At 72.9% G+C, this 23,592-nt stretch carries 25 protein-coding genes; 8 read left to right on the top strand and 17 right to left on the bottom strand.

Going from position 1 to position 23,592, the window contains the following annotated elements; genetic code table 11:
• Positions 1-30: 30 nt before the first annotated feature.
• The 4 genes from ACIGW2_RS21915 to ACIGW2_RS21900 all read right to left on the bottom strand — a co-directional run bounded on the left by ACIGW2_RS21915 (position 31) and on the right by ACIGW2_RS21900 (position 3,496).
• Positions 31-678 carry a GNAT family N-acetyltransferase gene (locus ACIGW2_RS21915; protein ID WP_361580033.1) on the bottom strand — a complete coding sequence of 216 codons (648 nt, stop codon included), beginning with the start codon at positions 676-678 and terminating at the stop codon, positions 31-33.
• A 140-nt stretch (positions 679-818) separates the two neighbouring features.
• Positions 819-1,676, bottom strand: a complete 858-nt coding sequence (locus tag ACIGW2_RS21910) for a MetQ/NlpA family ABC transporter substrate-binding protein (protein WP_361580035.1) — start codon at positions 1,674-1,676, stop codon at positions 819-821.
• An 87-nt stretch (positions 1,677-1,763) separates the two neighbouring features.
• Positions 1,764-2,432, bottom strand: a complete 669-nt coding sequence (locus tag ACIGW2_RS21905) for a methionine ABC transporter permease (protein ID WP_361580037.1) — start codon at positions 2,430-2,432, stop codon at positions 1,764-1,766.
• Entirely contained in the window at positions 2,429-3,496 is a 1,068-nt protein-coding gene (locus ACIGW2_RS21900; RefSeq protein WP_356069626.1) for an ATP-binding cassette domain-containing protein, read from the bottom strand. Before ACIGW2_RS21900 ends, ACIGW2_RS21905 begins: the two co-directional genes overlap by 4 nt.
• Positions 3,497-4,042: 546 nt before the next feature.
• Between ACIGW2_RS21900 and ACIGW2_RS21895 the strand changes: the two genes are divergently transcribed.
• Positions 4,043-4,405: a hypothetical protein gene (locus tag ACIGW2_RS21895; RefSeq protein WP_356069623.1), complete on the top strand. Its 363-nt coding sequence runs from the start codon at positions 4,043-4,045 to the stop codon at positions 4,403-4,405.
• Positions 4,406-4,407: 2 nt separating this feature from the next.
• Positions 4,408-4,857: a hypothetical protein gene (locus ACIGW2_RS21890; protein WP_391653820.1), complete on the top strand. Its 450-nt coding sequence runs from the start codon at positions 4,408-4,410 to the stop codon at positions 4,855-4,857.
• Between the two features lie 243 nt (positions 4,858-5,100).
• Here ACIGW2_RS21890 and ACIGW2_RS21885 read toward each other — a convergent pair whose 3' ends face one another.
• The 3 genes from ACIGW2_RS21885 to ACIGW2_RS21875 all read right to left on the bottom strand — a co-directional run bounded on the left by ACIGW2_RS21885 (position 5,101) and on the right by ACIGW2_RS21875 (position 7,467).
• The gene (locus tag ACIGW2_RS21885) at positions 5,101-5,592 is read right to left on the bottom strand and encodes a GNAT family N-acetyltransferase (RefSeq protein ID WP_391653821.1); all 492 of its coding nucleotides are present in this window, start codon (positions 5,590-5,592) and stop codon (positions 5,101-5,103) included.
• Between the two features lie 37 nt (positions 5,593-5,629).
• Complete coding sequence (locus ACIGW2_RS21880; RefSeq protein WP_399845208.1) at positions 5,630-6,178, bottom strand: sigma-70 family RNA polymerase sigma factor; 549 nt, start codon at positions 6,176-6,178, stop codon at positions 5,630-5,632.
• A gap of 95 nt (positions 6,179-6,273) precedes the next feature.
• On the bottom strand, positions 6,274-7,467 hold the full coding sequence (locus ACIGW2_RS21875) for a glycerophosphodiester phosphodiesterase (RefSeq protein WP_399845205.1): 1,194 nt from the start codon (positions 7,465-7,467) through the stop codon (positions 6,274-6,276).
• A gap of 221 nt (positions 7,468-7,688) precedes the next feature.
• Here ACIGW2_RS21875 and ACIGW2_RS21870 point away from each other — a divergent pair, with 221 nt between their 5' ends.
• Positions 7,689-8,363: a lysophospholipid acyltransferase family protein gene (locus ACIGW2_RS21870; protein WP_356069611.1), complete on the top strand. Its 675-nt coding sequence runs from the start codon at positions 7,689-7,691 to the stop codon at positions 8,361-8,363.
• A gap of 68 nt (positions 8,364-8,431) precedes the next feature.
• Here ACIGW2_RS21870 and ACIGW2_RS21865 read toward each other — a convergent pair whose 3' ends face one another.
• Positions 8,432-9,991 carry an MFS transporter gene (locus tag ACIGW2_RS21865; RefSeq protein ID WP_391653823.1) on the bottom strand — a complete coding sequence of 520 codons (1,560 nt, stop codon included), beginning with the start codon at positions 9,989-9,991 and terminating at the stop codon, positions 8,432-8,434.
• A complete protein-coding gene (locus ACIGW2_RS21860) occupies positions 9,988-10,539 on the bottom strand; it encodes a TetR/AcrR family transcriptional regulator (RefSeq protein ID WP_391653824.1) in 552 nt (183 codons plus the stop codon). Before ACIGW2_RS21860 ends, ACIGW2_RS21865 begins: the two co-directional genes overlap by 4 nt.
• An 84-nt stretch (positions 10,540-10,623) precedes the next feature.
• Between ACIGW2_RS21860 and ACIGW2_RS21855 the strand changes: the two genes are divergently transcribed.
• Positions 10,624-11,133, top strand: a complete 510-nt coding sequence (locus tag ACIGW2_RS21855) for an HAD domain-containing protein (protein ID WP_399845202.1) — start codon at positions 10,624-10,626, stop codon at positions 11,131-11,133.
• A 12-nt stretch (positions 11,134-11,145) separates the two neighbouring features.
• Here the strand turns inward: ACIGW2_RS21855 and argH are convergent, their stop codons facing one another.
• Both argH and ACIGW2_RS21845 read right to left on the bottom strand, forming a co-directional pair.
• Positions 11,146-12,573, bottom strand: coding sequence for an argininosuccinate lyase (gene argH, locus ACIGW2_RS21850; RefSeq protein WP_399845201.1), 1,428 nt, complete (start codon positions 12,571-12,573; stop codon positions 11,146-11,148).
• Positions 12,574-12,659: 86 nt separating this feature from the next.
• Positions 12,660-13,853: an argininosuccinate synthase gene (locus tag ACIGW2_RS21845; RefSeq protein WP_356069603.1), complete on the bottom strand. Its 1,194-nt coding sequence runs from the start codon at positions 13,851-13,853 to the stop codon at positions 12,660-12,662.
• Positions 13,854-13,981: 128 nt separating this feature from the next.
• Between ACIGW2_RS21845 and ACIGW2_RS21840 the strand changes: the two genes are divergently transcribed.
• The 3 genes from ACIGW2_RS21840 to ACIGW2_RS21830 all read left to right on the top strand — a co-directional run bounded on the left by ACIGW2_RS21840 (position 13,982) and on the right by ACIGW2_RS21830 (position 16,853).
• The gene (locus ACIGW2_RS21840; protein WP_399845197.1) at positions 13,982-15,433 is read left to right on the top strand and encodes a hypothetical protein; all 1,452 of its coding nucleotides are present in this window, start codon (positions 13,982-13,984) and stop codon (positions 15,431-15,433) included.
• Between the two features lie 92 nt (positions 15,434-15,525).
• Positions 15,526-16,122 carry a pyridoxamine 5'-phosphate oxidase family protein gene (locus ACIGW2_RS21835; RefSeq protein WP_399845196.1) on the top strand — a complete coding sequence of 199 codons (597 nt, stop codon included), beginning with the start codon at positions 15,526-15,528 and terminating at the stop codon, positions 16,120-16,122.
• A gap of 38 nt (positions 16,123-16,160) precedes the next feature.
• Entirely contained in the window at positions 16,161-16,853 is a 693-nt protein-coding gene (locus ACIGW2_RS21830; RefSeq protein ID WP_391653829.1) for a L,D-transpeptidase, read from the top strand.
• Positions 16,854-16,869: 16 nt separating this feature from the next.
• Here the strand turns inward: ACIGW2_RS21830 and ACIGW2_RS21825 are convergent, their stop codons facing one another.
• From ACIGW2_RS21825 to ACIGW2_RS21800, 6 genes are all read right to left on the bottom strand, one after another.
• Entirely contained in the window at positions 16,870-17,406 is a 537-nt protein-coding gene (locus ACIGW2_RS21825) for an arginine repressor (RefSeq protein ID WP_356069591.1), read from the bottom strand.
• Positions 17,407-17,413: 7 nt separating this feature from the next.
• Positions 17,414-18,610: an acetylornithine transaminase gene (locus ACIGW2_RS21820; protein ID WP_391653830.1), complete on the bottom strand. Its 1,197-nt coding sequence runs from the start codon at positions 18,608-18,610 to the stop codon at positions 17,414-17,416.
• Positions 18,607-19,527 (bottom strand): acetylglutamate kinase, encoded by a 921-nt coding sequence (argB, locus tag ACIGW2_RS21815; protein WP_391653831.1) that lies wholly within the window; start codon positions 19,525-19,527, stop codon positions 18,607-18,609. The genes ACIGW2_RS21820 and argB overlap by 4 nt, the downstream gene beginning before the upstream one ends.
• A complete protein-coding gene (gene argJ / locus ACIGW2_RS21810) occupies positions 19,524-20,690 on the bottom strand; it encodes a bifunctional glutamate N-acetyltransferase/amino-acid acetyltransferase ArgJ (RefSeq protein ID WP_399845193.1) in 1,167 nt (388 codons plus the stop codon). The genes argB and argJ overlap by 4 nt, the downstream gene beginning before the upstream one ends.
• Entirely contained in the window at positions 20,687-21,715 is a 1,029-nt protein-coding gene (gene argC / locus ACIGW2_RS21805) for an N-acetyl-gamma-glutamyl-phosphate reductase (protein WP_391653834.1), read from the bottom strand. Before argC ends, argJ begins: the two co-directional genes overlap by 4 nt.
• Positions 21,716-21,807: 92 nt before the next feature.
• A complete protein-coding gene (locus tag ACIGW2_RS21800) occupies positions 21,808-22,782 on the bottom strand; it encodes an aminoglycoside phosphotransferase family protein (protein WP_399845190.1) in 975 nt (324 codons plus the stop codon).
• Positions 22,783-22,906: 124 nt separating this feature from the next.
• Here ACIGW2_RS21800 and ACIGW2_RS21795 point away from each other — a divergent pair, with 124 nt between their 5' ends.
• A complete protein-coding gene (locus ACIGW2_RS21795; RefSeq protein WP_391653837.1) occupies positions 22,907-23,497 on the top strand; it encodes a hypothetical protein in 591 nt (196 codons plus the stop codon).
• Positions 23,498-23,592: the final 95 nt, after the last annotated feature.

Genomic DNA, 23,592 nt, shown 5'->3' with positions numbered 1-23,592 from the left:
GGGGGCCTGGCGAGGGCCCGGCGGGGGCGGTCAGCTCCAGTCGGCGTAGGTGGAGAGTCCGGCCTCGGCCATCTGGTCGGCGACGCCGTCGAGGTCCTCGGGGAGGAGGCTCCACACGATGAGGTCGGTGCGCACGTCGGTCCAGGCGCCGGTCTCGGTCTGGCTGCGCGCTATCCAGGCGTTGCGCAGGACGCCCTCGCTGATGCAGCCGATCTTCTGGGCGACCTGCTGGGAGGCGGTGTTGTCGGCGGCGGTGCGCAGTTCGAGGCGTTCGAAGCCGCGGTCGCCGAAGAGCCACTGGGCGACGGCGAGGACGGATTCGGTGGCGTAGCCCTCGCCGCGGGCCCAGGGGGCGGTGACGTAGGCGACCTCGGTGGCGCGGGTGCGCCAGTTGGTGCTGTGGAGGTGGACGATGCCGACGAGGCGCTGGGTGAGGAACTCGGTGACGGCGAAGACGATGCCGCGGCCCTCGGTGCGTTCCGCAGGAGCGATCCTGCGCACCCAGTCCTCGGCGTCGTGCCGGGTGTAGGGGTGCGGGACGGAGGTCCAGGCGACGACGAGTTCGTCGTTCATCATCTCCACGAAGGCGGGGATGTCGGCCTCTTCGAAGGAGCGCAGCACCAACCGGTCCGTGCTGATGGAGATGGACGGGAAGGTCGTAGTCATGCGCAGCTCCATACGTGAAGACCGTGAACGCACAGCATGCAGCATGCGGTGGTCACGCGCATGCGCGGGGTGAACCCGAAGGCCCCGCGCGCCGGTGGGGGGCGGGCGGGGCCTTCGGGACGGGGACGGCGCCAAGGGCCGTGCCGCGGGCCTTACTTGGCGGGGGTGCCGAAGGCCGGGACGACGGAGCCCTTGTAGGTGTCCTCGATGTACTTCTTCACCTCGGGGGAGTTGAGCAGCTTGACGAGCTTCTGCACGCGGGCGTCGTTCTCGTTGCCGGCCTTGACGGCGAGGAAGTTGGCGTAGGGGTTGCCCTCCGCCTTCTCCAGGACGAGCGAGTCGTTCGCCGGGGAGAGCTTGGCCTCGATGGCGTAGTTGCCGTTGATGACGGCGGCGTCGACGTCGTTCAGGGCGCGGGGCACGGTGGCGGCCTCCAGCTCCTTGAACTCCAGGCCCTTCTTGTCGGTGATGTCGGAGAGCTTGGCGTCGGTGCCGACGCCCGCCTTGAGGGTGATGAGGCCGTTGTCGGCGAGCAGGTGGAGCGCGCGGCCCTCGTTGGTGGTGTCGTTGGGGACGGCGACGGTCTGGCCGGCCTTGATGTCCTTGACCGTCTTGACCTTCTTGGAGTAGAGGCCGAGCGGCTCCAGGTGCACGTTCACCACGGGCACGATGTGGGTGTTGTTCTTCTTGTTGAAGTCGTCGAGGTACGGCTTGTGCTGGAAGAAGTTGGCGTCGACCTGGCCGGACTCGGTGGCGGTGTTCGGCAGGACGTAGTCCGTGAACTCCTTCACCTCCAGCTTGAGGCCCTCCTTCGCGGCGAGCTTGTCCTTGACGAAGTTCAGGATGTCGGCGTGCGGCGTCGGGGACGCGGCGACGACGAGCGGCTTGTCGGCGGAGCCGGCCGCGTCCTTGGTGGAGGACGGGTCGGAGGAGGTGCCGCAGGCGGTGAGGCCGAGGGCGAGGGCGGCGGTGGCGGCGATGCCGGCGGTGAGCTTGATGTTCTTGCGCACGAAGAGTGCCTCTTTCCGGTGGAGCGGTTGCTTCGCCTGGACAACAAGTCCGGGCTGTTCTTCGGGTTGCGAAGTCTGGGGTGGGCCTTACGCGGTGCGGCCGCGGCGGGCGAGGAGGCGGACGACGCCGTCGCCGATGAGCTGGACGACGGTGACGATCACGACCAGGACGACGACGGTGACCAGCATGAAGGTGGTGTCGAAGCGCTGGTATCCGTAGGTGATGGCCTTGGAGCCGAGTCCTTCGCCGCCGACCGCGCCGGCCATGGCGGAGTAGCCGATGAGCACGATGACGGTGGTCGTGACGGCGGAGACCAGGGAGGGCAGGGCCTGCGGGAGCAGGACCTTGCGGACGATGGTGGGGATGCCGCCGCCCATGGACTGGACGGCTTCGACGAGCCCGTGGTCGACCTCGCGGATCGCGGTCTCGACGAGCCGCGCGAAGAACGGGATGGCGCCGATGGCGAGCGGCACGATCATCGCGGTGGGGCCGATGAAGGTGCCGACGACGAAGGTGGTGAAGGGGATCAGGGCGATCAGCAGGATGATGAACGGGAGCGAGCGGCCCACGTTCACGATCGCGCCGACGATCTTGTTCACCGGGCGGTTCTGCAGCAGTCCGCCCTTGTCGGTGAGGACGAGGAGGATGCCGAGCGGGAGGCCGCCGACGATGGTGACGACGGTGGCCCACAGGACCATGTAGAGGGTGTCGACGGTGCCCTGCTCCAGCAGCGGCTGCATCTCGGACCAGGTCACTTGGCACCTTCCTTCACCAGGACGGGCTCGGCGGCGGCCGGGGCGGCCGGAGCGGTGTCCTGCGGTTCGACGATCTCGACCTGGAGGCCCTGCTCGCGCAGGAAGCCGACCGGGACGACGTTCTCCTCGTAGGCGCCGGGGAGTTCGATCCGCATGCGGCCGATCTGGCGTCCGCCGACGGTGTCCATGGCGGCGCCGAGGATCGAGATGTCGATGTTGTACGTACGGGAGAGCTGGGAGATCACGGGCTGGCCGGTGGTCTCGCCGTGGAAGGTGACGTCCACGACGGTGCGGCCCGGGCCGGTGGCGGCGCCGCTGACCGGGAAGAGTTCGGCGGCGAGCTGGGAGCCGGGGGTGGCGAGGAGCTCGCCGACGGTGCCGGACTCGACGACGCGGCCCTTCTGCATGAGGGCGGCCGAGTCGCAGATGGTCTTGACGACGTCCATCTCGTGGGTGATGAGGAGGACGGTGAGGCCGAGCTGCTGGTTGAGGTCGCGCAGCAGCTGGAGGATGGAGCGGGTGGTCTCCGGGTCGAGGGCGCTGGTGGCCTCGTCGGAGAGCAGCACCTTGGGCCGGCCGGCTAGGGCGCGGGCGATGCCGACGCGCTGCTTCTGGCCGCCGGAGAGCTGCCCCGGGTAGGCCTTGGCCTTGTCGGCGAGGCCGACGAGGTCGAGGAGTTCCAGGGCGCGGCGGGAGCGTTCGGCGCCGGAGACGCCGAGGATCTCCAGGGGGAGCTCGATGTTGTCCTTGACGGTGCGCGAGGACAGCAGGTTGAAGTGCTGGAAGACCATGCCGATGCTGCTGCGGGCGCGGCGCAGTTCCTTGCCGGCGCGGCGGCCCTTTCCGGCGAGGGCGGTGAGGTCGACGCCGTCGACGGTCACGGTGCCGGAGGTGGGGCGCTCCAGGAGGTTGACGCAGCGGATGAGCGAGGACTTGCCGGCGCCGCTCTGGCCGATCACGCCGAAGACCTCGCCTTCGCGAACGTGGAGGTCGACGCCGTCCAGAGCGGTGACCTGGCGGCCTCGCGACTCGTAGACCTTGGTCAGGCCCGAAGTGGTGATCACAGGATTTCCGTCACTGTCGAGTGCGCGGCGCTGGGTCCGCCGTGCACGGGCATTCGTCTTTCGGGACAGTCAGGCGCAGGGCGGCTGGTCGCGGCGGTGGCCGGGATGCAGCGCGTGCGCGGGGCGGGCTCGGTCCGCTGCCGGGGGGCGGCGGATCGGCTCGGCCGTCGGGCTCGCTTCGGGGCGCGAGTCTCGTACGGGGGCCCTCAGTTGGCGCACATTCGACACATACAACGAGCACCGGGCGTCTGGTTCGCCTCGGTCGCAAGGGTGCGGCTGCTCGTCGTGGTCATGGCTGCAAGTAAAGCATGCAAACGTGCGAACGAAACGAAGCTGTCCGCATACCGGACAGTGCTGAGACGCCAGGCGGACGGAGCGGACCGGCACCGGGGGCCGCCCCGGGTCCCGCTCCCCCGGGCGTGGCCTGGGCGGGGAGCGGTCCCGGAGCGCCCGTCGCCGGGGGGACGGAGGGGCCGGGGTGTGGCCAAGCCCACGGTGCGGGGGCCGGGCGCATCGGGGCGTTCGGGCCGTAATACCCTCGGGCGCATGCTTGACGCCCTGACGGTCGCGGTCTCGGCGGCCGCGCTCGCGCTCGCCGCCTGGTGCGGCTTCGCCGCCTATCGGAACCAGCCCACCAAGGACTGGCACTTCATCGGCATGGCCGTGGTGACCTTCCTCGCCCTGGTGCAGCTGGTGGTCGGCATCGTGCAGCTGGTGCGCGGCGAGAAGGCGGAGGAGGGCACGACGATCTTCGTCGCCTATCTGCTGGGCGCGCTGTGCGCGGTGCCGGCGGCCGGTCTGCTGTCGCTGACCGAGCGCAGCAAGTGGGGCTCGACGACGGTGGCGGCGGGCGCGGTCGTGCTCGCGGTGCTCGAGGTGCGTCTCTACGACATCTGGACGGTGGGCTGATCATGACCGCGACCGAGACGGAGACCGGGGCCCCGGGCACCGGGCGGCCGGGCCGGCTGGTGAAGGGCCCGGGCGTGCTGCTCGTCTGGCTGTACGGCGTGATGTCGGTGGGCGCGGTGTCCCGCTCGATCTACCAGATCGCCACCGAGTTCGACCGGGCGCCGCTGGCGTACGGCCTGTCGGCGGTGGCCGCGGTGGTGTACGCCTTCATCACGTACACGCTGGTGCGGGGCGGCGAGACGGCCCGCAGGGCGGCGCTGGTGTGCTGCGCCGCCGAGCTCGCGGGCGTGCTGGTGGTCGGCACCTGGACGCTGCTGGAGCCGTCCGCCTTCCCGGACGCGACGGTCTGGTCGGACTACGGCTACGGCTACGTCTTCATCCCGGTGCTGCTGCCGCTGAGCGGCATCTGGTGGCTGCGCAGGGCGCGCGCCGCGGAGACGGCGGCCGCGTAGGGCCTGTCCGGCGGATCGAGGCGGGGCAGGCCGCGGTGGTTCCGGCGCATGGGCTCCCCCAGACCCCCCAGGCCCGCCTAGGCCGCCAAGGCCGAGCACGGGGCCTCCACAGGGCCGAGGGGACGCTTCGGCCGCGCGGCGAGGTGCCGTGCCGGGGACACTCCCCCGGGCTCCGCCGGGGGCACCCCCCAAGGCGAAGCTCCGGGGACGTCGCGGACCCGGCCATGATCCGCCGGACAGGCCCTAAGCGGCCTTCTCCAGGGTGACGAGGGTGAGCCGGGGTCCGACCTGCTCGGTGGCGACCTGGGCGTACCCCTTGCTGCGGTAGAGCCGCAGGTTGCCCTCGCTGCGGTGGCCGGTGAAGAGCTGGAAGCGCTTGGCGGCCGGGGCGGGCTCGGCCGCCGTCGCGTAGTGGCGCTCGATGGCGTCGAGCAGCCGGCCGCCGATGCCGTGGCGCTGCATGCGGGGGTGGACGATCAGCTTGGCGATGCGCACGGTGCCGTCCTCGTCGAGCCGGCCGCGCACGGAGGCGACGATCTCGTCGCCGAGCCGGGCGACGAAGGCGCGGCCCTCGGCGAGTTCGGCGCGCAGGGCGTCGAGCGTCTGGGTCAGCGGCTCGATCGACCAGTCCTGGTAGATCTCGGCCTCGCGCTGGTAGCAGAGGTACTGGAGCTTCAGGATGCTCTCCGCGTCCTGCGTCGCGTCCGCCGCTGAGATGGTCACGCTCATGCCCATGTGCGCATGCCTCCCGCTCGTCTGGTCCGCCTGGGGTCTACGGCACCTTTCCCCGCGCGCCCGCGCCGGGAACCTCCGCAGCCAGCATTCTGCGCAGGCATCCCAGGCAGCGGGAACGCATCGGCCCCAGACTGCCCTGTGAGATACCCAACGCTCCTGCGATTTCGCGGTAGGTGGGGTCGTCGGGGTGCAGCATCGCGGTCAGCAGCCGGGGGCAGTGCCCGGGGGTGCGGCGGACGGCGGCGCGGACCGCCCGGCGGCGCTCGACGTGCAGGGCGTGGTGTTCGGGCGAGCCGTGCGCCGGGGAGTCGTGGGCCGGCTCGTGGGCGGGCTCGCCGTGGAAGGAGCGTTCGTGGGCGGTGGCCCGGCGGGCACGGCGGGCCTCGGCGCGGACGGCGCGGCGCAGCCAGTCCGCGGGGCGTTCGGGGGTGTCGTCGTCCCGGATGCGTTCGAGCAGGCGCAGCAGCACGGCCTGTTCGAGGTCGTCGGGCTCGACCCCGGCGGCGGGCGCCTCCGCCCGGGATTCGGCGGCGAGCAGCGGGGTGAGGGCGGCGAGCAGGGCGTCGGGGGTGCTGGGGAAGGTCATGCCCGCGACGATGCGGCCGGGGCCGGGCCCGGTTGCGGCCCGGGCCCGAAACCACCCGGTCGGGGGTACGGGCCCGGGGGCCGCGGGGCCGGGGTTCAGCGGTCGCGGAAGTCCGCGGCGGCGAGGGCGGCCGTGTCGGGGTTGTCGGAGAAGATGCCGTCGATGCCGGTCTCGAAGAAGCGCCGGAGCGCGCCGAGGGCGTCGCCGTAGGCGGCGGGGTCGGTGCCCCGGCGGTACTCGGCCGGCAGGAAGGTGTTCTCGTTGCGCTGGGTGTACGGGTGGAGGATCAGGCCCTGGGCGTGGGCGTCGCGCACCAGCGTGGTCTCGGCGCCGAGCCTGCCGTTCGCGTCGCGCGGCAGGATCAGGTCGAGGGTGGGGCCGATGCCCTGCGCGTACGAGGCGATCCAGTTCAGGCCGGCGGGGGTGACCAGGTCGGCGACGGTGCGCGGGTCGCCGGCCTGGACGAAGTCCCAGGGGCGGGTGGCGGCGCCGGAGAGCAGCACCACGCGCGGGGAGTCGACGAGCCGGGCCAGCCGCTGGATGCTGCTGGGCTCGAAGGACTGCAGGAAGACCGGCGAGTCGGCGCGGTGGCGTCCGTAGCGGCGCAGCAACCGGGCGAGCCGCTCCTCCAGGGGCAGGCCGATGGAGCGGAAGTAGCTGGGGTGCTTGGTCTCGACGTGCAGCCACACGGGGCGGCCGCGGCGGCGGCCCTCCCGCTCGGCCCAGTCGAGCACCTCCTCGAAGGTGGGGACGGTCCAGCGTCCGTCGTAGAGGGTGTTCTCCTGGCGGGTGGCGGGGATCCGCTCCTTGGCGCGCAGGGTCTTGAGCTCGGCGAGCGTGAAGTCCTCGGTGAACCAGCCGGTGAGGGCGACGCCGTCGATGTTCTTGGTGGTCTTCCGGGAGGCGAACTCGGGGTGGTCGGCGACGTCGGTGGTGCCGGTGATGTCGTTCTCGTGGCGGCAGACCAGGTGCCCGTCCTTGGTGGGGACGAGGTCCTGCTCGACGACGTCGGCGCCGAGGTCGAGGGCGAGCCGGTAGGAGCCGAGGGTGTGCTCGGGGCGGTAGCCGCTGGCGCCGCGGTGGCCGATGACGGTGGGGACGGGCAGCGAGCGGTGTCCCCCGCGGCCGTGGCCCTGGGCGCGGGCGTCCCGCTCGCGGTCGGCGGCGACGGCGGACTGGACGGCCTGGGCGGTGCCGCCGGCGAGGACGGTGGACCCGCCGAGGACGGCGGCGCCGGCCGCGCCGAGGACCGCGCGTCGGGCCGGGGTCGGGCGCTCGGGCTGTGTCATGAACACTCCTTCGGTGTGATGTCCCGCACCTGTCAACTGCGCCCCCGACGCTAGGCAGTCCGGCCCTACGGACGGCAGACCTGTGCGGAACATGGCGGAAACACACGTCAACACGGCGTATCCGATGCGTGAACCCGATGTGCGGAGCGCGCTGACCCGCGAGTATCGTCGCCACCTGCACCGTCGGCTCGTCGAGCCGCCCGCCCGACACGGAGGAACCGTTGTCCCGTCTCGCGATCATGAAGGCCACCCTCGGTCCGGTCCTGCGCCTCATGTTCCGGCCACGCGTCGAGGGCGCCGAGAACGTCCCGGGCACCGGACCGGTCATCCTCGCGGGCAACCACCTGACCTTCATCGACTCGATGATCATGCCGATCTGCCTGGACCGCCCGGTCTACTTCATCGGCAAGGACGAGTACGTCAAGGGCACCGGTCTCAAGGGCCGTCTGATGGCCTGGTTCTTCACCAGCGTCGGCATGATCCCGGTGGACCGGGACGGCGGGCGCGGCGGCGTGGCCGCGCTGATGACCGGCCGCCGGGTCCTGGAGGAGGGCAAGATCTTCTCCATCTACCCGGAGGGCACCCGCTCCCCCGACGGCCGGCTCTACCGCGGCCGCACCGGCATCGCCCGGCTGACCCTGATGACGGGCGCGCCGGTGGTGCCGTTCGCGATGATCGGCACCGACAAGGTGCAGCCGGGCGGCGCGGGCATCCCGCGCCCGGGCCGGGTCACGGTCCGCTTCGGCGAGCCGATGGAGTTCTCCCGCTACGACGGCATGGACCGCGACCGGTACGTGCTGCGCGCGGTGACGGACTCGGTGATGGCGGAGGTCATGCGGCTGTCCGGCCAGGAGTACGTGGACATGTACGCCACGAAGGCGAAGGAAGCCGCGTAGGACCGCGGTTCGTACGAGGAGGGCGCCCCCGGGATTCCCGGGGGCGCCCTCCTTCGTTCCCGTCCGGGTCAGTGCTCGACGGGCCCGTCCGCCAGCTTCTGGCCCTTCAGCAGGAACCAGGCGGCGACCGCGGTGGCGAGGAGCACCGCCGCGCCGACGCCGGAGGCGATGCGCAGGCCGTCGACGAAGGCCTCCTGGGCGGCCGAGACGAGCGCGCCGCCCTGGCCGGGGGCGAGGCCCGCGGCGGCCTCCACGGCGCCGCCGAGCGAGTCGTGGGCCGCGGCGGCGGTGTCCGCGGGGACGCCCGCAGGCGTGGTGAAGCCCCGGTAGACGCCGGTCACGATCGAGCCGAGCAGGGCGATGCCGAGCGCCGCGCCCAGTTCGTACGCCGTCTCGGAGACGGCGGACGCGGCGCCGGCCTGCTCCTTGGGGACGCTGGAGAGGATGACGTCGGCGGTGACGGTGAAGGCGAAGCCGGCGCCGGTACCGACGACGAGCAGGCTCGCGCCGAGCAGCGGATAGCCGGTGGACTGGCCGATCGCGGTGAGGACGGCGAGGGCGAGTCCGATGGCCGCGAGGCCGGCCGAGACGACCGAGCGCACCGAGAAGCGGCGGGCGACCCGGCCCGCGACCAGACCGGCCGTCACGGCGCCGATCGCGGCGGGCAGTTCGGCGAGTCCGGCCTCCAGCGGGGCCCGGCCCTGGACCAACTGGAAGAACTGGGACAGGAAGAACACCAGGCCGGACAGGCCGAGGATGGTCAGCAGATCGGCGGCGACGGCTGCGGAGAAGCCCCGGTTGCGGAACAGGCGCATGTCCAGGAGCGGCGTCGGCAGGGTGAGCTGGCGGCGCACGAACCAGGTCAGGCCGCCGGCGCCGACGGCCAGGGCGGCCGCCGCGTCGGGGGTGGGGCCGTGCGCGGCCAGTTCCTTGATCGCGTAGACGACGCCGATCATGCCGGCGAGGGAGAGGGCGACGCTGGGCAGGTCCCAGGGGCCGGGGGCCGGGTTCTTCGACTCGGGGATCAGCCGGGCGCCGACGAGGACCAGGACGGCCATCACGGGCAGGTTGATGAGGAAGACCGAGCCCCACCAGAAGTGTTCGAGCAGGAAGCCGCCGACGACCGGGCCCACGGCGGCACCGGCGGAGGCCATGGCGCCCCAGATGCCGATGGCGAGGCTGCGCTCGCGCGGGTCGTGGAACAGGTTGCGGATCAGGGCGAGCGTGGACGGCATCAGGGTGGCACCGGCGACGCCGAGCAGGGCGCGGGCCACGATCATCATCTCGGGGCTGCTCGCGTAGGCGTTCAGGACGGAGACCGCGCCGAACGCGACGGCTCCGGTGAGCAGCAGCTTCTTGCGCCCGATGCGGTCGCCGAGGCTGCCCATGGAGACCAGGAGGCCGGCGATGACGAAGGAGTAGACGTCGCCGATCCAGAGCAGCTGGGTGCCGGAGGGCTTCAGGTCCTCGGAGAGGAACGGGGTCGCCAGGCCGAGCACGGTGGCGTCGACCGCCACGAGCAGCACGGCCAGGACGAGCACGGCGAGGGCGAGCCACCGGCCGGGCCGGCGCGCGCCCTCCGTATGGCTCTCGTGCGTCTGCGCACGGGTGAGGCTGTCGCTGGTCACTTCTCCACGCTCCTGCGTGCTCCGCCGAGCATCAGCTCGGTGATCATGTACTGGTAGTCCTTGGCGGCGACCCGGCCGTCCATCACGGCCCAGGCGCCGGAGCCGACGAGGCCGTAGAAGGCCTCGCACAGCCAGGCGGGGGTCAGGTCGATCCGGAAGACGCCCTGCTCCTGGCCGCGCCGGAAGAGCGCGACGATCCGGGCGTCGAGCCGGGCCCAGCCCTCGTGCTGCCCGTCCCCCTCGAACAGCTGGTTCTCGGTGACGAGGAAGGACAGCAGCGGGGCGATCGGCTCCACCTCGCCGACGAGCCGCCGCAGCGCCTCGTCGGCGGACCCCTCGTCGAGCCGGGCCCGGTCGAGGGCGCCGTCGAGCTCGGCGATGGCCATCTCCTCCAGCGCCCGGATCAGCGCCTCGCGCCCGGCGAACAGCCGGTGCAGCGTGGCCCGGCCGACCCCGGCGGCCCGGGCGACCTCGTCCATGGTGGCGGTGGCCTTCACGGAGAGGGTGGCGGCGGCGGAGCGGAGGACGTGGGTGCGGTCGACTGCCATGAGACGACCATACACCGAATGAGACATCAATGTCTCATTAGAAATTTGACTGCCTCATCGGAGGCGGAGATGGATGCTGTGGACATGACGAAGCCGCTGCTGCTGATCGACGTGGACGGCCCGCTGAACCCGTACGCGGCGCAGCGCGAACGCCGCCCGGAGGGCTACACGACCCATCGGATGAGCCCGACCGGCTGGGTCGGGGCGAGGCCGCTGCGGGTGTGGCTCAACCCGGACCACGGCCGGGAGCTGCTGGCCCTGGCCGGGGCGTACGAGCTGGTCTGGGCGACGACCTGGAAGGGGGAGGCCAACGAGTGGATCGGGCCGCGGCTCGGGCTTCCCGAGCTGCCGTTCGTCGACTGGCCGAAGATGCACGGGGCCGCCCCGCGCGGGACGTTCTGGAAGACCCAGTACGTCCTGGAGTACGCGCAGGGGCGGCCGTTCGCGTGGGTGGACGACGACATCACGTCGTACGACCACGAGTACGTGGAGCGGAACCACCTCGCCGCCGCCCTGCTGCTGCGCGTCGACGAACGGATCGGGCTGGCCCGGCCGGACTTCGACGCGCTCGCGGACTGGGCGGCGGCGCTGTGACGATCCGAGCGGCTACTTCTTGGCGGTGGCCCAGGCGTGCTGGATCACCAGGTCCGCCTTGACCTCGACCAGCTGGGCGGCGACCGCGGCCGGGGCCGTGCCGCCGCGGCCGTTGCGGGAGGCGAGGGCGCCGGGGACGTTGAGCACGGTGCGGACCTCGGGGGTGAGGTGCTCGGAGATCTTGGCGAACTGCTCGTCCGTGAGCTCGTCCAGCTCCTTGCCCTCCGCCTCGGCGACCTTGACGCACTCGCCGGCCACCTCGTGCGCCACCCGGAAGGGGACGCCCTGCTTGACCAGCCACTCGGCGATGTCGGTGGCGAGCGAGAAGCCGGCCGGGGCCAGCTCCTCCATGCGCTCCCGGTTGACCGTGAGGGTGGCCATCATGCCGATGAAGGCGGGCAGCAGCACCTCCAGCTGGTCGCAGGAGTCGAAGACCGGCTCCTTGTCCTCCTGGAGGTCCCGGTTGTAGGCGAGCGGCAGCGCCTTCAGGGTGGCCATCAGGCCGGACAGGTTGCCGATGAGGCGGCCGGACTTGCCCCGGGCCAGCTCGGCGATGTCCGGGTTCTTCTTCTGCGGCATGATCGACGAGCCGGTGGAGAAGGCGTCGTGGAGGGTCACGAAGGAGAACTCCTTCGTGTTCCAGATGATGATCTCCTCGGCGATCCGGGACAGGTTCACGCCGATCATCGCGGTGATGAAGGCGAACTCGGCCACGAAGTCCCGCGAGGCCGTGCCGTCGATCGAGTTCCCGGCCGAGCCCCGCTCGAAGCCGAGGTCCTTGGCGACCGCCTCCGGGTCGAGCCCGAGCGAGGAGCCGGCGAGCGCGCCGGAGCCGTACGGGGAGACCGCGGTCCGGGTGTCCCACTGCCGCAGCCGCTCGGCGTCCCGGGAGAGCGCCTGCGCGTGCGCGAGCACGTGGTGGGCGAACAGCACCGGCTGGGCGTGCTGGAGGTGGGTGCGGCCCGGCATGGCGACGTCCGGGTGCGCCTCGGCGAGGCCGACCAGGGCGTCCTGGAGGTCGGCGATCAGGCCGCCGATGATCCGGGCGTGGTCCCGCAGGTACATCCGGAAGAGCGTGGCGACCTGGTCGTTCCGGGACCGGCCGGCCCGCAGCTTGCCGCCGAGTTCGGCGCCGAGCCGCTCCAGGAGGCCGCGCTCCAGGGCGGTGTGCACGTCCTCGTCGGCGATGGTGCCGGTGAAGGAGCCGTCGGCGACGTCGGCCTCCAGCCGGTCGAGCCCGGCCAGCATGCGGGTGAGCTCGTCCTCGGTGAGGAGTCCCGCCTTGTGCAGCACGCGCGCGTGGGCGCGGGAACCGGCGATGTCGTACGGGGCGAGCCGCCAGTCGAAGTGGACGGACGCGGACAGCTTCGCCAGGGCCTCGGCGGGCCCGTCGGCGAACCGGCCGCCCCAGAGCCGGACGTCACCGTTGTTGCTGCTCACTGCTGTGCTCCTCAGGACAGTGTCTGGATGTGCGGCCGCCTCCCTGCCGCGTACAGCAGGGAGGCGGCCTGTTCAACGTGCGGGGGTCAGCCCAGGTCGCGCTTGGCGGCGATCTTGGCGGAGAGGGCGAAGATGTCGATGAAGCCCTGGGCCTTCGACTGGTCGAACGTGTCGCCGGTGTCGTAGGTGGCGAGGTTGAAGTCGTAGAGCGACTCCGCGGACTTCCGGCCGGTGACGACGGCGCGGCCGCCGTGCAGGGTCATCCGGATGTCGCCGGTGACGTGCTGGTTGGCCTCGTCGATGAAGCCGTCCAGGGCGCGCTTGAGCGGCGAGAACCACAGGCCGTCGTAGACGAGCTCGCCCCAGCGCTGCTCGACCTGCCGCTTGTAGCGGGCCAGCTCGCGCTCGACGGTGACGTTCTCCAGCTCCTGGTGGGCGGTGATCAGGGCGATCGCGCCGGGAGCCTCGTACACCTCGCGGGACTTGATTCCCACGAGCCGGTCCTCGACCATGTCGATCCGGCCGATGCCCTGGGCGCCGGCGCGCTCGTTGAGCTGCTGGATGGCCTGGAGGACGGTGACGGGCTTGCCGTCGATCGCGACCGGGACGCCCTCCTTGAAGGAGATGACGACCTCGTCGGCCTCGCGGGCGACCGCCGGGTTCTGGGTGTACTCGTAGATGTCCTCGATCGGCGCGTTCCAGATGTCCTCCAGGAAGCCGGTCTCGATGGCCCGGCCGAAGACGTTCTGGTCGATGGAGTACGGGGACTTCTTGGTGGTGGCGATCGGCAGGTTCGCCTTCTCGGCGAAGGCGATGGCCTTGTCCCGGGTCATCGCGTAGTCGCGGACCGGGGCGATGCACTTCAGGTCCGGGCCGAGGGCCTGGATGCCGGCCTCGAAGCGCACCTGGTCGTTGCCCTTGCCGGTGCAGCCGTGGGCGACGATGGAGGCGTCGTGCTTCTTGGCGGCGGCGACGAGGTGCTTCACGATGGCCGGCCGGGAGAGCGCCGAGACCAGCGGGTAGCGGTCCATGTAGAGGGCGTTGGCCTTGATCGCCGGGAGGCAGTACTCGTCGGCGAACTCGTCCTTGGCGTCCGCGACCTCGGCCTCGACCGCACCACAGGCGAGCGCGCGCTTGCGGATGACGTCCAGGTCCTCGCCGCCCTGGCCGACGTCCACGGCGACGGCGATGACCTCGGCACCCGTCTCCTCGGCGATCCAGCCGATGGCGACGGAGGTGTCCAGGCCGCCCGAGTAGGCGAGTACGACGCGCTCGGTCACGGGGTTCTCCTTACCTTGCAACCACTGATGGGTATAACTATGCAGTCCTCCGTATGTTTTGTCAACGCGCCTCCGGAGCGGGGGAAAATCGCGGGCCGCAGCGGGTGCGACGGCCCTACCCTCCCCGCATGAGAAGCGAGGAGACGCCGCTGGACGCGGCGATACGGGGGCTCGCGCGCGGGGCCCGGCGGCTCGACCGGGTGATCGAGGCCTGGCGGCCGGCCGCGTGGCTGGAACTCGACCGGCGCATCCGCAGCGCGATCGGCCAGGGCGAGATCGAGCGCCCCGCGCACCCGTGGACGAGCACGAACCGGCTCCCCGGCGCCCTGCGGGCCGCGCTTCGCGCCCCGGCACCGACGGAGGCCGGGCTCGCGCTCGCCCTGTGCGACCCCAGCGGGCTGATCCGGCAGGCCGCCCTCCCCCACGCCGCCCGCCGCCCCGCCGTCCTCCCCCTCGTCGCCGTCCGCACCACCGACTGGGTTCCGGCGGTACGGGACAGGGCCCGCGAGATCCTCACAGCCGCCCTGCCCGGGGCCGACGGGCGGACGCTGGGCGTCACCGTTCCCGTCCTCCTGCAGCTGCGTCGGCGGACGCGCGGCGACGCCGCGGGCACCCTGCTCGACGAGACGCTGCGCGCCGCCCCGGACGAGAGCCTCACCGCGCTGCTCCGGAACCGGGACCGGGCCACACGGCGGCTTGCGGTCGGCATCGCGCTCGAGCGCGGGCTGCTCACCCCCGCCGAGCTCGCGAAGACCGCCACGTACGACAACGACATCGCGGTCCAGGACATGGCCGCCACCGCGGCCCTCGCCGCGGGCGTTCCCGACGAGACGCTGCCCCTGCTGCTCGCTGCCCGCCCCTCCCGTGTCCGCGCCGCCGGGATCACCGCGCTGCACGGGGCCGGGCGGACCGACGAGGCCGAGCCGTTCCTGTACGACCGTTCGGGTCTCGTCCGCGCCTGCGCCCGCTGGGTGCTCCGGCAGGCCGGCCGGGATCCGCTGGCGCTCTACCGCGCGGCCTGCGCCGATCCGTCGACCGTGCCCGGCTGGGCTCCGTACGGGCTGGCCGAGTGCGGGGACCGGGACGACGCGGACATCCCCGTACTCCGTGCCCTGACGGCCCATCCGGTGGCCCGGGTCCGGGCGTCGGCCGTGGCCGGGCTGCGGATTCTGGAGCCCCAGGAATGGCGCGGGGTGCTGCCCCTGCTCGACGACCCGTCGGCGGCGGTGGCCCGCGAAGTCGAGAACACCTTGGTGGACCACGCCTACCGGATCCCGGAGGAGGACATGCTGACCCGGGCCGCCCCGGACCGGCCCTACCGGCAGCGGGCGGCGGCACTGCGTGTGCTCTCGGCGCGCTACGGCACGGCCCGGCTGCGCTGCGCGCTGCGGATGCTGGACGACCCGGACCCGCGGCTGCGTGCCCGGGCGGTGACCGTGATCTGCCGTGATTGGTGGAGCGTGCGCCATTTCGACCCGGCGGAGGCCGAGGAAATTCTGCTCGTCCTGGAACGGAACCACGACGCAGTGCCCCGGTTGGCCGCCTCGCGGATTCGCGAGGCGTTGCGGCCTCGCGGATGAGGCCTCCGCCGTGCAGCGACGGACTCCCCCGCGCCCGTCCGGCCTCCGAGACAGGTGCCCGGGCCCCATGGCCCTCGCGCAGAATGAGCGCCATGGGGAAAACATACGACCGCATCGACGGACGGCTGCGCGCCTTCATGGAGGCCCAGCCGATCTTCTTCACCGCGACCGCGCCGCTCGCCGGGGACGGCACGGTCAACCTGTCCCCGAAGGGACTGAGCGGCTCCTTCGCCGTCCTCGACGAACACACCGTCGCCTACCTGGACTTCGCCGGGTCCAACGCCGAGACGGTGGCCCACCTGCGGGAGAACGGGCGCATCACGCTGATGTGGTGCGCCTTCCAGGGGCCGCCGAACATCGTGCGGATCCACGGGCGCGGGGAGCCCGTGTTCCGGGACGACCCGCGCTGGGGCGAGCTGCTCGGGCACTTCCCGGGCATCGACCCGGAGCCGCACGGGCTGCGCGCGGTCATCGTGGTGCGGGCCGAGCTGGTGCGGGACACCTGTGGCTACGGCGTGCCGTTCATGACGTACGACGAGGACCGCGACCTGCACGGCAAGCGCTTCGCCCGGGAGGACGACGCGTCCCTCGACGCGTACTTCGCCAAGAAGGACCACATCGCGACGAGCATCGACGGCCTGCCGGGGCTGCCCCTGCCGCTGCCGCCGCTCCCCCGCCCGGCCCAGTAGCCGGGGCGGCCGCCCCGGCCGGGACCTAGCCTCGCGCCATGCGCACCCTTCTCGTCCTCGGGGCCCTGGTCGCCTCGCTCGCCGCCCCCGTCACCGGGCCGCACGCGCCGCTGCCGGAGCGGATGGCCGACACCGGCGGCGGCTCGCAGCTGATCACGGCCGTCGCCGCCGGGCCGTCCGCGACCACCGGCACCGTCACCTGGTGGGACCGGCGGGGCGGGCGATGGGTGCGGGCGGGGGCGGCGCAGGCGCGGTTCGGGGCCAACGGCCTCGTCGAGGGCAAGGTCCGCCGGCAGGGCACCAGCACCACGCCGACCGGGCTCTACGCGCTCCCGTACGCCTTCGGGACCGAGCCCCGGCCGGCCGGGACCGGGTACCGCTACCGGCGGGTGACGGACCGGTCCTGGTGGTGCCAGGACAACGAGTCGACCGCGTACAACCGCTGGGCGGAGGGGCTGCCGGCGGACTGCCGGGCGGCCGAGTCCGAGCACCTGGCGGACTACGGCAGGCAGTACGCGCACGCCCTGGTCATCGGCTTCAACTACGCGCGCCCGGTGCGCGGGCGCGGGGCCGGGATCTTCCTGCACGTGAACGGGCGCGGGGCGACGGCCGGCTGCGTGTCGGTGCCGGCCGGGGCCATGCGACAGATCCTGGCGTGGGCGGATCCGCACCGCCGGCCGCACATCGCCGTCGGCACGCGGGGCGGGCCGACGGCGATCACGCGCTACTGACGGGTGCTCAGCGTGCTCAGCGTTCCTTCTGCGCGAGGCGCAGCAGGTGGTCGGCGAGCGCCTGCCCGCCGGCCGGGTCGCGGGAGATGAGCAGCAGGGTGTCGTCGCCCGCGATCGTGCCGAGGATCGCGTGGAGTTCGGCCTGGTCGATGGCCGACGCGAGGAACTGGGCGGCGCCCGGCGGGGTGCGCAGGACCACGAGGTTGGCCGAGGCCTCGGCGGAGATCAGCAGTTCGCCGGAGAGGCGGCGCATGCGCTCCTCCTTGGCGGACTCGCCGAGCGGTGCCTGCGGGGTGCGGAAGCCGCCCTCGCTGGGCACGGCGTAGATGAGTTCGCCACCGGTGTTGCGGATCTTCACCGCGCCGAGCTCGTCGAGGTCGCGGCTGAGCGTCGCCTGGGTGACGCTCAGTCCGTCGTCGGCGAGGAGCTTGGCGAGCTGGCTCTGCGAGCGCACCGGCTGCCGGTTGAGGATGTCGACGATCCTGCGGTGGCGCGCGGTGCGGGTCTGCGGAACGGACGGCCCGGCGTGTTCGTGTTCCTGCGCGTCGGTCATCGTCGTCTCATTCTCCGGTTCGTCCTTGCCCGTTCGCCTCGTCGAGGACGCCGGGCAGGGCCCGGAGGAAAGCGTCCACCTCGGCGTCCTCGACGAGGAGCGACGGCATGAGCCGTACGACATCGGGGGCGGGCGCGTTCACCAGGAGTCCGGCGTCCTGAGCCGCCTGCTGCACCTGGGGTGCGAGGGGCTCGGTGAGCACGATACCCAGCAGGAGGCCGGAGCCACGGACGTGGGAGACCAGCGGGTGGCCCAGGCCCTCGATTCCGTCGCGCAGCTTCTCGCCGAGCCGCTTCACCTCGTCGAGGGCACCGTCGGCGCCGAGGGTGTCGAGGACGGCGAGTCCGGCGGCGCAGGCGACCGGGTTGCCGCCGAAGGTGGTGCCGTGGTGGCCGGGGGTGAACAGCTCCGCGGCCGGGCCGAAGGCGACGGTCGCACCGAGCGGCAGGCCGCCGCCGAGGCCCTTGGCGAGGGTGACGACGTCGGGGTCGACGCCGGCGTGGGCCTGGTGCTCGAACCAGGTGCCGCACCGGCCGATGCCGGTCTGCACCTCGTCGAGGACGAGCAGGGTGCCGGTGGCGCGGGTGATCTCGCGGGCGGCCTGGAGGTAGCCGGCGGGCGGCACGACGACGCCGTTCTCGCCCTGGATGGGCTCGATGATGACGAAGGCCGTCTCCTCGGTGACGGCGGCGCGCAGGGCGTCCACGTCGCCGTACGGGACGTGGGTGACGTCGCCGGGCAGCGGGAGGAACGGGGTCTGCTTGCCGGGCTGGCCGGTGAGGGCGAGGGAGCCCATGGTGCGCCCGTGGAAGCCGCCGGTGGTGGCGACCATGTGGCTGCGGCCGGTGAGCCGGCCGAGCTTGAAGGCGGCCTCGTTGGCCTCGGCGCCGGAGTTGCAGAAGAAGACCTTGCCGGGCCGGCCGAAGAGCTGGAGCAGCCGCTCCGCGAGGGCGACCGGGGGTTCGGCGACGAAGAGGTTGGAGACGTGGCCGAGGGCGGCGACCTGCTTCGAGACGGCCTCGACGACGGCGGGGTGGCCGTGGCCGAGGGCGTTGACGGCGATGCCGCCGACGAAGTCGAGGTACTCCTTGCCGTCGGCGTCCCAGACCTTGGCGCCCTCGCCGCGGACCAGCGGCAGCCGGGGGGTGCCGTAGTTGTCCATCAGCGAGCCCTGCCAGCGCTGGGTCAGGTCCTGGTTGCTCATGCTTCCCCCTTGGCCGCGTCCGTGGTCCCGTCGGGCACGACCATGGTGCCGATGCCCTCGTCGGTGAAGATCTCCAGCAGGATGGAGTGCTGGACCCGCCCGTCGATGACGCGGGCGGTGGTGACGCCGTTGCGGACGGCGTGCAGGCAGCCCTCCATCTTGGGCACCATGCCGCTGGACAGCTCGGGCAGCAGCTTCTCCAGCTGGCTCGCGGTGAGCCGGCTGATGACCTCGTCGCTGTGCGGCCAGTCCTCGTAGAGGCCCTCGACGTCGGTGAGGACCATCAGCGTCTCGGCGCCCAGCGCCGCAGCGAGTGCCGCAGCCGCCGTATCAGCATTGACGTTGTAGACATGTCCGTCGTCCTCGGAGCGGGCGATCGAGGAGACGACGGGGATGCGCCCGTCGGCGAGCAGGGCCTCGATCGCGCCGGTGTCGATGTGGGTGATCTCGCCGACCCGTCCGATGTCGACGGGCTCGCCGTCGATCTCCGGCAGGTGCTTGGTGGCGGTGATGGTGTGGGCGTCCTCGCCGGTGAGTCCGACGGCGAGCGGGCCGTGCTCGTTGAGCAGGTTGACCAGCTCGCGCTGGACCTGGCCGGCCAGCACCATCCGTACGACGTCCATGGCGTCCTCGGTGGTGACCCGGAGGCCCGCCTTGAACTCGCTGACGATGCCGTGCCGGTCGAGGGCGGCGCTGATCTGCGGGCCGCCGCCGTGCACGACGACCGGCCGGAGGCCGGCGTGGTGCAGGAAGACGACGTCCTGGGCGAAGGCGGCCTTCAGCTCCTCGTCGATCATGGCGTTGCCGCCGAACTTGATGACGACGGTCTTGCCGCGGTGGCGGGTCAGCCAGGGCAGGGCCTCGATGAGGATCTGCGCCTTGGGGAGCGCGGTGTGCTTCCGCGTGCTGTTGGTCATGACGAGTACGCGCTGTTCTCGTGGACGTAGTCGGCGGTGAGGTCGTTGGCCCAGATGACGGCGGTCTCGGAGCCGGCGGCGAGGTCGGCGGTGATGACGACCTCGCGGTAGCGCATGTCGACGAGCTCGCGGTCCTCGCCCACGGAGCCGTTCTTGCAGACCCAGACGCCGTTGATGGCGACGTTCAGCTGGTCGGGCTCGAAGGCGGCGGCGGTGGTGCCGATGGCGGAGAGCACCCGGCCCCAGTTGGGGTCCTCACCGTGGATGGCGCACTTGAGCAGGTTGTTGCGGGCGATGGAGCGGCCGACCTCGACGGCGTCGTCCTCGGTGGCCGCGTTGATCACCTCGATCCGGATGTCCTTGCTGGCGCCCTCGGCGTCGCCGATGAGCTGGCGGGCGAGGTCGGCGCAGACCTCCTGGACGGCGGCGGCGAACTCGTCCTGCGCGGGGGTGACGCCGGCGGCGCCGGAGGCGAGCAGCAGGACGGTGTCGTTGGTGGACATGCAGCCGTCGGAGTCGACCCGGTCGAAGGTGAGCCGGGTGGAGTGCCGCAGGGCCGCGTCGAGGCCGGCGGCGTCGACGTCGGCGTCCGTGGTGAGGACGACGAGCATGGTGGCGAGGCCGGGGGCGAGCATGCCGGCGCCCTTGGCCATGCCGCCGACCGTCCAGCCGTCCCGGGTGACGACGGCGGTCTTGTGCACGGTGTCGGTGGTCTTGATGGCGATGGCGGCCTTCTCGCCGCCGTGCTCGGAGAGTTCGGCGGCGGCCCGCTCGACGCCGGGCAGCAGCTTGTCCATGGGCAGGAGGACGCCGATGAGGCCGGTGGAGGCGACGGCGACGTCACCGGCGCCGGTCTCGCGGCCGGCCGCGGTGAGGACCTCGGCCACCTTCTCGGCGGTGGCGTGGGTGTCCTGGAAGCCCTGCGGGCCGGTGCAGGCGTTGGCGCCGCCGGAGTTGAGGACGACGGCGGTCAGCTCGCCGTCGGCGAGGACCTGCTGGGACCACAGGACCGGGGCGGCCTTGACGCGGTTGGAGGTGAAGACTCCCGCGGCGGCGCGGCGCGGCCCGGTGTTGACCACGAGGGCCAGGTCCGGGTTGCCGTTCTGCTTGATCCCGGCCGCGATGCCCGCGGCCGTGAATCCCTTCGCTGCGGTGACGCTCATGGAGCGACTCCAATCGTGGAGAGTCCGGTCGTCTCGGGGAGCCCGAGGGCGATGTTCATGCTCTGCACCGCTCCGCCGGCGGTGCCCTTGGTGAGGTTGTCGATGGCGCTGATCGCGATGATCCGGTGCGCGGCCGGGTCGTGCGCCACCTGGAGGTGAACGGCGTTGGAACCGTAGACGGAGGCCGTGGCGGGCCACTGCCCCTCGGGGAGCAGGTGGACGAAGGGCTCGTCCGCGCAGGCCTTCTCGTACGCGGCGCGCACGGCCTCGGCGGTCACGCCGGGCCGGGCGGTGGCCGAGCAGGTGGCGAGGATGCCGCGGGGCATCGGCGCGAGGGTGGGCGTGAAGGAGACGGTCACGCGCTCCCCGGCGGCGGCGCTGAGGTTCTGGATCATCTCGGGGGTGTGCCGGTGGCCGCCGCCGACGCCGTACGGGGACATGTTGCCCATGACCTCGCTGCCGAGCAGGTGCGGCTTGGCGGCCTTGCCCGCGCCGGAGGTGCCGGAGGCGGCGACGATCACGGCCTCGGGCTCGGCGAGCCCGGCCGCGTACGCCGGGAAGAGGGCGAGCGAGACGGCGGTGGGGTAGCAGCCCGGCACCGCAATGCGCTTGGAGCCCTCCAGCGCGGCGCGGGCGCCCGGCAGTTCGGGCAGGCCGTAGGGCCAGGTGCCGGCGTGGGGGGAGCCGTAGAAGGCCTCCCAGTCGGCCGGGTCCTTCAGCCGGAAGTCGGCGCCCATGTCGACCACGAGGGTGTCGGGTCCGAGCTGCTCGGCGACGGCGGCGGACTGCCCGTGCGGCAGGGCGAGGAAGACGACGTCGTGCCCGGCGAGGGCCTCCGGGGTGGTCTCGGCGAGCACCCGGTCGGCGAGCGGCAGCAGGTGCGGCTGGAGCCCGCCGAGCCGCTGCCCGGCGTTGGAGTGCCCGGTCAGGGTGCCGATCTCGACCTCGGGGTGCGCGAGGAGCAGGCGCAGGAGTTCCCCGCCCGCGTATCCGCTCGCGCCCGCGACTGCTGCTCGTACCGTCATCGAAACCCTCCTCATGGATGGCATGACTATACGTGCGTCCGCAGTTTTATGCAATGAGGGGTACGGGGGTGGCGGGCCGGTCCCGGGCGTGGTCAGCCGGTGTGCGGGGCCGCGAGCAGGCGGCGCAGGGCGGCCCGGGCCGGCGGGCCCCAGGTGGGCTTGCCGCCGGGGCGGCCGCGGACGCCGGCCTCGCCGACGAGCAGGCCGCCGAGGGCGCGCCAGACCGCCCAGCCGCGGGCGCGGCGCAGGGTCGCCTGGTCCGGGGCGGGCCGGTAGGCGGCGAGGCAGTGGTCGGCGAACCCGTCCGGGAGCAGGCTCCACGCGGCGGCGAGGTCGCAGGCCGGGTCGCCCGCGCAGAGGTCGCCGAAGTCGATGACACCGCAGAGGGCGCCGTCCGCCGTGACGACGTTCGCCGCGTGCAGGTCGCCGTGGATCCACCGCGGCGGCCCGTCCCACTCCGGAGCGGCGAGGGCGTCGGCGAAGACCGCGCGGACGGCGTCCGGATCGGGGATCAGCTCCCTATCGGCGACCGCGGCGATCCCCTGCTCGACGCCCTCGGCGACCTCGGCCAGCGGTCCCCCGCGGCCCCGGCCGGTCGGCGCCCCGGCGGGCGCGGGCCGGTGCAGCGCCGTCAGGAAGGCGGCGAGCCGCTCGGCGGCCTCCGTCCCGCGGGTGACCGGCGCCCGGTCGGCCGGCTCCCCCGGCACCCAGGTGGTGACGATCCACGCGCGCGGGAAGCGGTCGGAGGGTTCCCCGAACCGCTGCGGCACGGGCACCGGCAGCGGAAGGCCCGGGGCGAGCACGGGCAGCCAGGCGTGCTCCTTGCGCAGCAGCTCCTCCGCGGCATCGGTCGCCCACGGCAGCCGCACGGCCAGGTCGTCGCCGAGCCGCCACACCTGGTTGTCCCAGCCGCGCGCGCCGAGCCGCACCGGGCGGTCGGCCAGGTCGGGGTGCTGCTCGCCCAGCAGCGCGCGGATCAGCTCCGCGGTGATCTCGGTGTCGATGTCGGGCCTGGTCCCGGTCTCGGTCTCGGTCTCGGTACGGGTTCCCGCCTCGGTGTCGGTCATGGAGAGCCACCGTAGCCACGCGGTGGGCGCGGAAGGTCCGCGTCGTGTCACAACCGGGCGCCCCGGCTCGTCACTCCCTGTGCCGGCACGGGACGGACCGAACGAGGACGGGAGAGCGGACGGCATGGACGAGGAGACCTTCCTGAGCGCGTGCTTCGACGCGTACGAGGAGCGGCTGCGGGCGGTCGCGCGCGAGGCGCTCGGGCCGCACGGGGACGTCGACGGCGCGCTCGCCGAGGCACGCGGCCGGATCGGGGAGGACGGGGCCGGGGTGGAGGCGTGGCTGTCGACGCTGGTCGCCCACACCTGCGCGCGGCGACTGGCGCCCGAGGGCGCCGGTCCGCGCCGGGCGGGGGACGGCGACCCGGCGCGCGAGCGGACCCTCGTGGACGTGTTCCTGACGGCCCTGCGCGCCCGCGACCCGCGCGCCCTGTCCGCCGTGCTCGACCCGGCGGTGGTGGCCCGCTCGCCCCAGGACACGGTGCGGGGCGCCCCGGCCGTCGCCGAGGCCGCGGCCGCCGCTTTCGCCCGCCCCGCCGGTCGGCACGTGCGCCCCGCACTGGTCGGCGGCGCACTCGGCGCGGTCGCCCTGACCGAAGGCCGCCCGGTCTCGGCCGTCGCCTTCACCCTGCGCGCCGGCCGCATCGCGGCCCTCGACATCACCCTGGGCGAGGAGCGGGTGCGGCGCCTCGGCCTGGTCTTCCCGGACTGGTGAGGCGACCCGGGCAGGGGGCGCGGGCGCCCCGGTGACGGGCCCCACCCGCGGTTCCCGCCCGCCCCGCCGAAATTCGGATGCGGACGCCGCGCCCC

The organism is Streptomyces sp. NPDC053541 (assembly GCF_044544705.1).
Taxonomy (GTDB): Bacteria; Actinomycetota; Actinomycetes; order Streptomycetales; family Streptomycetaceae; genus Streptomyces.
Note: the sequence above shows the minus strand (reverse complement) of the source record. Positions and strands in the feature narration are given on the sequence as shown.

What these genes read in the sequence shown, in the direction of transcription:
- ACIGW2_RS21915 (WP_361580033.1), bottom strand. Translation starts at nt 678, where the DNA reads ATGGAGCTGCGCATGACTACGACCTTCCCGTCCATCTCCATCAGCACG.
- ACIGW2_RS21895 (WP_356069623.1), top strand. Translation starts at nt 4,043, where the DNA reads ATGCTTGACGCCCTGACGGTCGCGGTCTCGGCGGCCGCGCTCGCGCTC.
- ACIGW2_RS21890 (WP_391653820.1), top strand. Translation starts at nt 4,408, where the DNA reads ATGACCGCGACCGAGACGGAGACCGGGGCCCCGGGCACCGGGCGGCCG.
- ACIGW2_RS21885 (WP_391653821.1), bottom strand. Translation starts at nt 5,592, where the DNA reads ATGGGCATGAGCGTGACCATCTCAGCGGCGGACGCGACGCAGGACGCG.
- ACIGW2_RS21880 (WP_399845208.1), bottom strand. Translation starts at nt 6,178, where the DNA reads ATGACCTTCCCCAGCACCCCCGACGCCCTGCTCGCCGCCCTCACCCCG.
- ACIGW2_RS21875 (WP_399845205.1), bottom strand. Translation starts at nt 7,467, where the DNA reads ATGACACAGCCCGAGCGCCCGACCCCGGCCCGACGCGCGGTCCTCGGC.
- ACIGW2_RS21860 (WP_391653824.1), bottom strand. Translation starts at nt 10,539, where the DNA reads ATGGCAGTCGACCGCACCCACGTCCTCCGCTCCGCCGCCGCCACCCTC.
- ACIGW2_RS21855 (WP_399845202.1), top strand. Translation starts at nt 10,624, where the DNA reads ATGACGAAGCCGCTGCTGCTGATCGACGTGGACGGCCCGCTGAACCCG.
- ACIGW2_RS21840 (WP_399845197.1), top strand. Translation starts at nt 13,982, where the DNA reads ATGAGAAGCGAGGAGACGCCGCTGGACGCGGCGATACGGGGGCTCGCG.
- ACIGW2_RS21835 (WP_399845196.1), top strand. Translation starts at nt 15,526, where the DNA reads ATGGGGAAAACATACGACCGCATCGACGGACGGCTGCGCGCCTTCATG.
- ACIGW2_RS21830 (WP_391653829.1), top strand. Translation starts at nt 16,161, where the DNA reads ATGCGCACCCTTCTCGTCCTCGGGGCCCTGGTCGCCTCGCTCGCCGCC.
- ACIGW2_RS21825 (WP_356069591.1), bottom strand. Translation starts at nt 17,406, where the DNA reads ATGACCGACGCGCAGGAACACGAACACGCCGGGCCGTCCGTTCCGCAG.
- ACIGW2_RS21820 (WP_391653830.1), bottom strand. Translation starts at nt 18,610, where the DNA reads ATGAGCAACCAGGACCTGACCCAGCGCTGGCAGGGCTCGCTGATGGAC.
- argB (WP_391653831.1), bottom strand. Translation starts at nt 19,527, where the DNA reads ATGACCAACAGCACGCGGAAGCACACCGCGCTCCCCAAGGCGCAGATC.
- argJ (WP_399845193.1), bottom strand. Translation starts at nt 20,690, where the DNA reads ATGAGCGTCACCGCAGCGAAGGGATTCACGGCCGCGGGCATCGCGGCC.
- argC (WP_391653834.1), bottom strand. Translation starts at nt 21,715, where the DNA reads ATGACGGTACGAGCAGCAGTCGCGGGCGCGAGCGGATACGCGGGCGGG.
- ACIGW2_RS21800 (WP_399845190.1), bottom strand. Translation starts at nt 22,782, where the DNA reads ATGACCGACACCGAGGCGGGAACCCGTACCGAGACCGAGACCGAGACC.
- ACIGW2_RS21795 (WP_391653837.1), top strand. Translation starts at nt 22,907, where the DNA reads ATGGACGAGGAGACCTTCCTGAGCGCGTGCTTCGACGCGTACGAGGAG.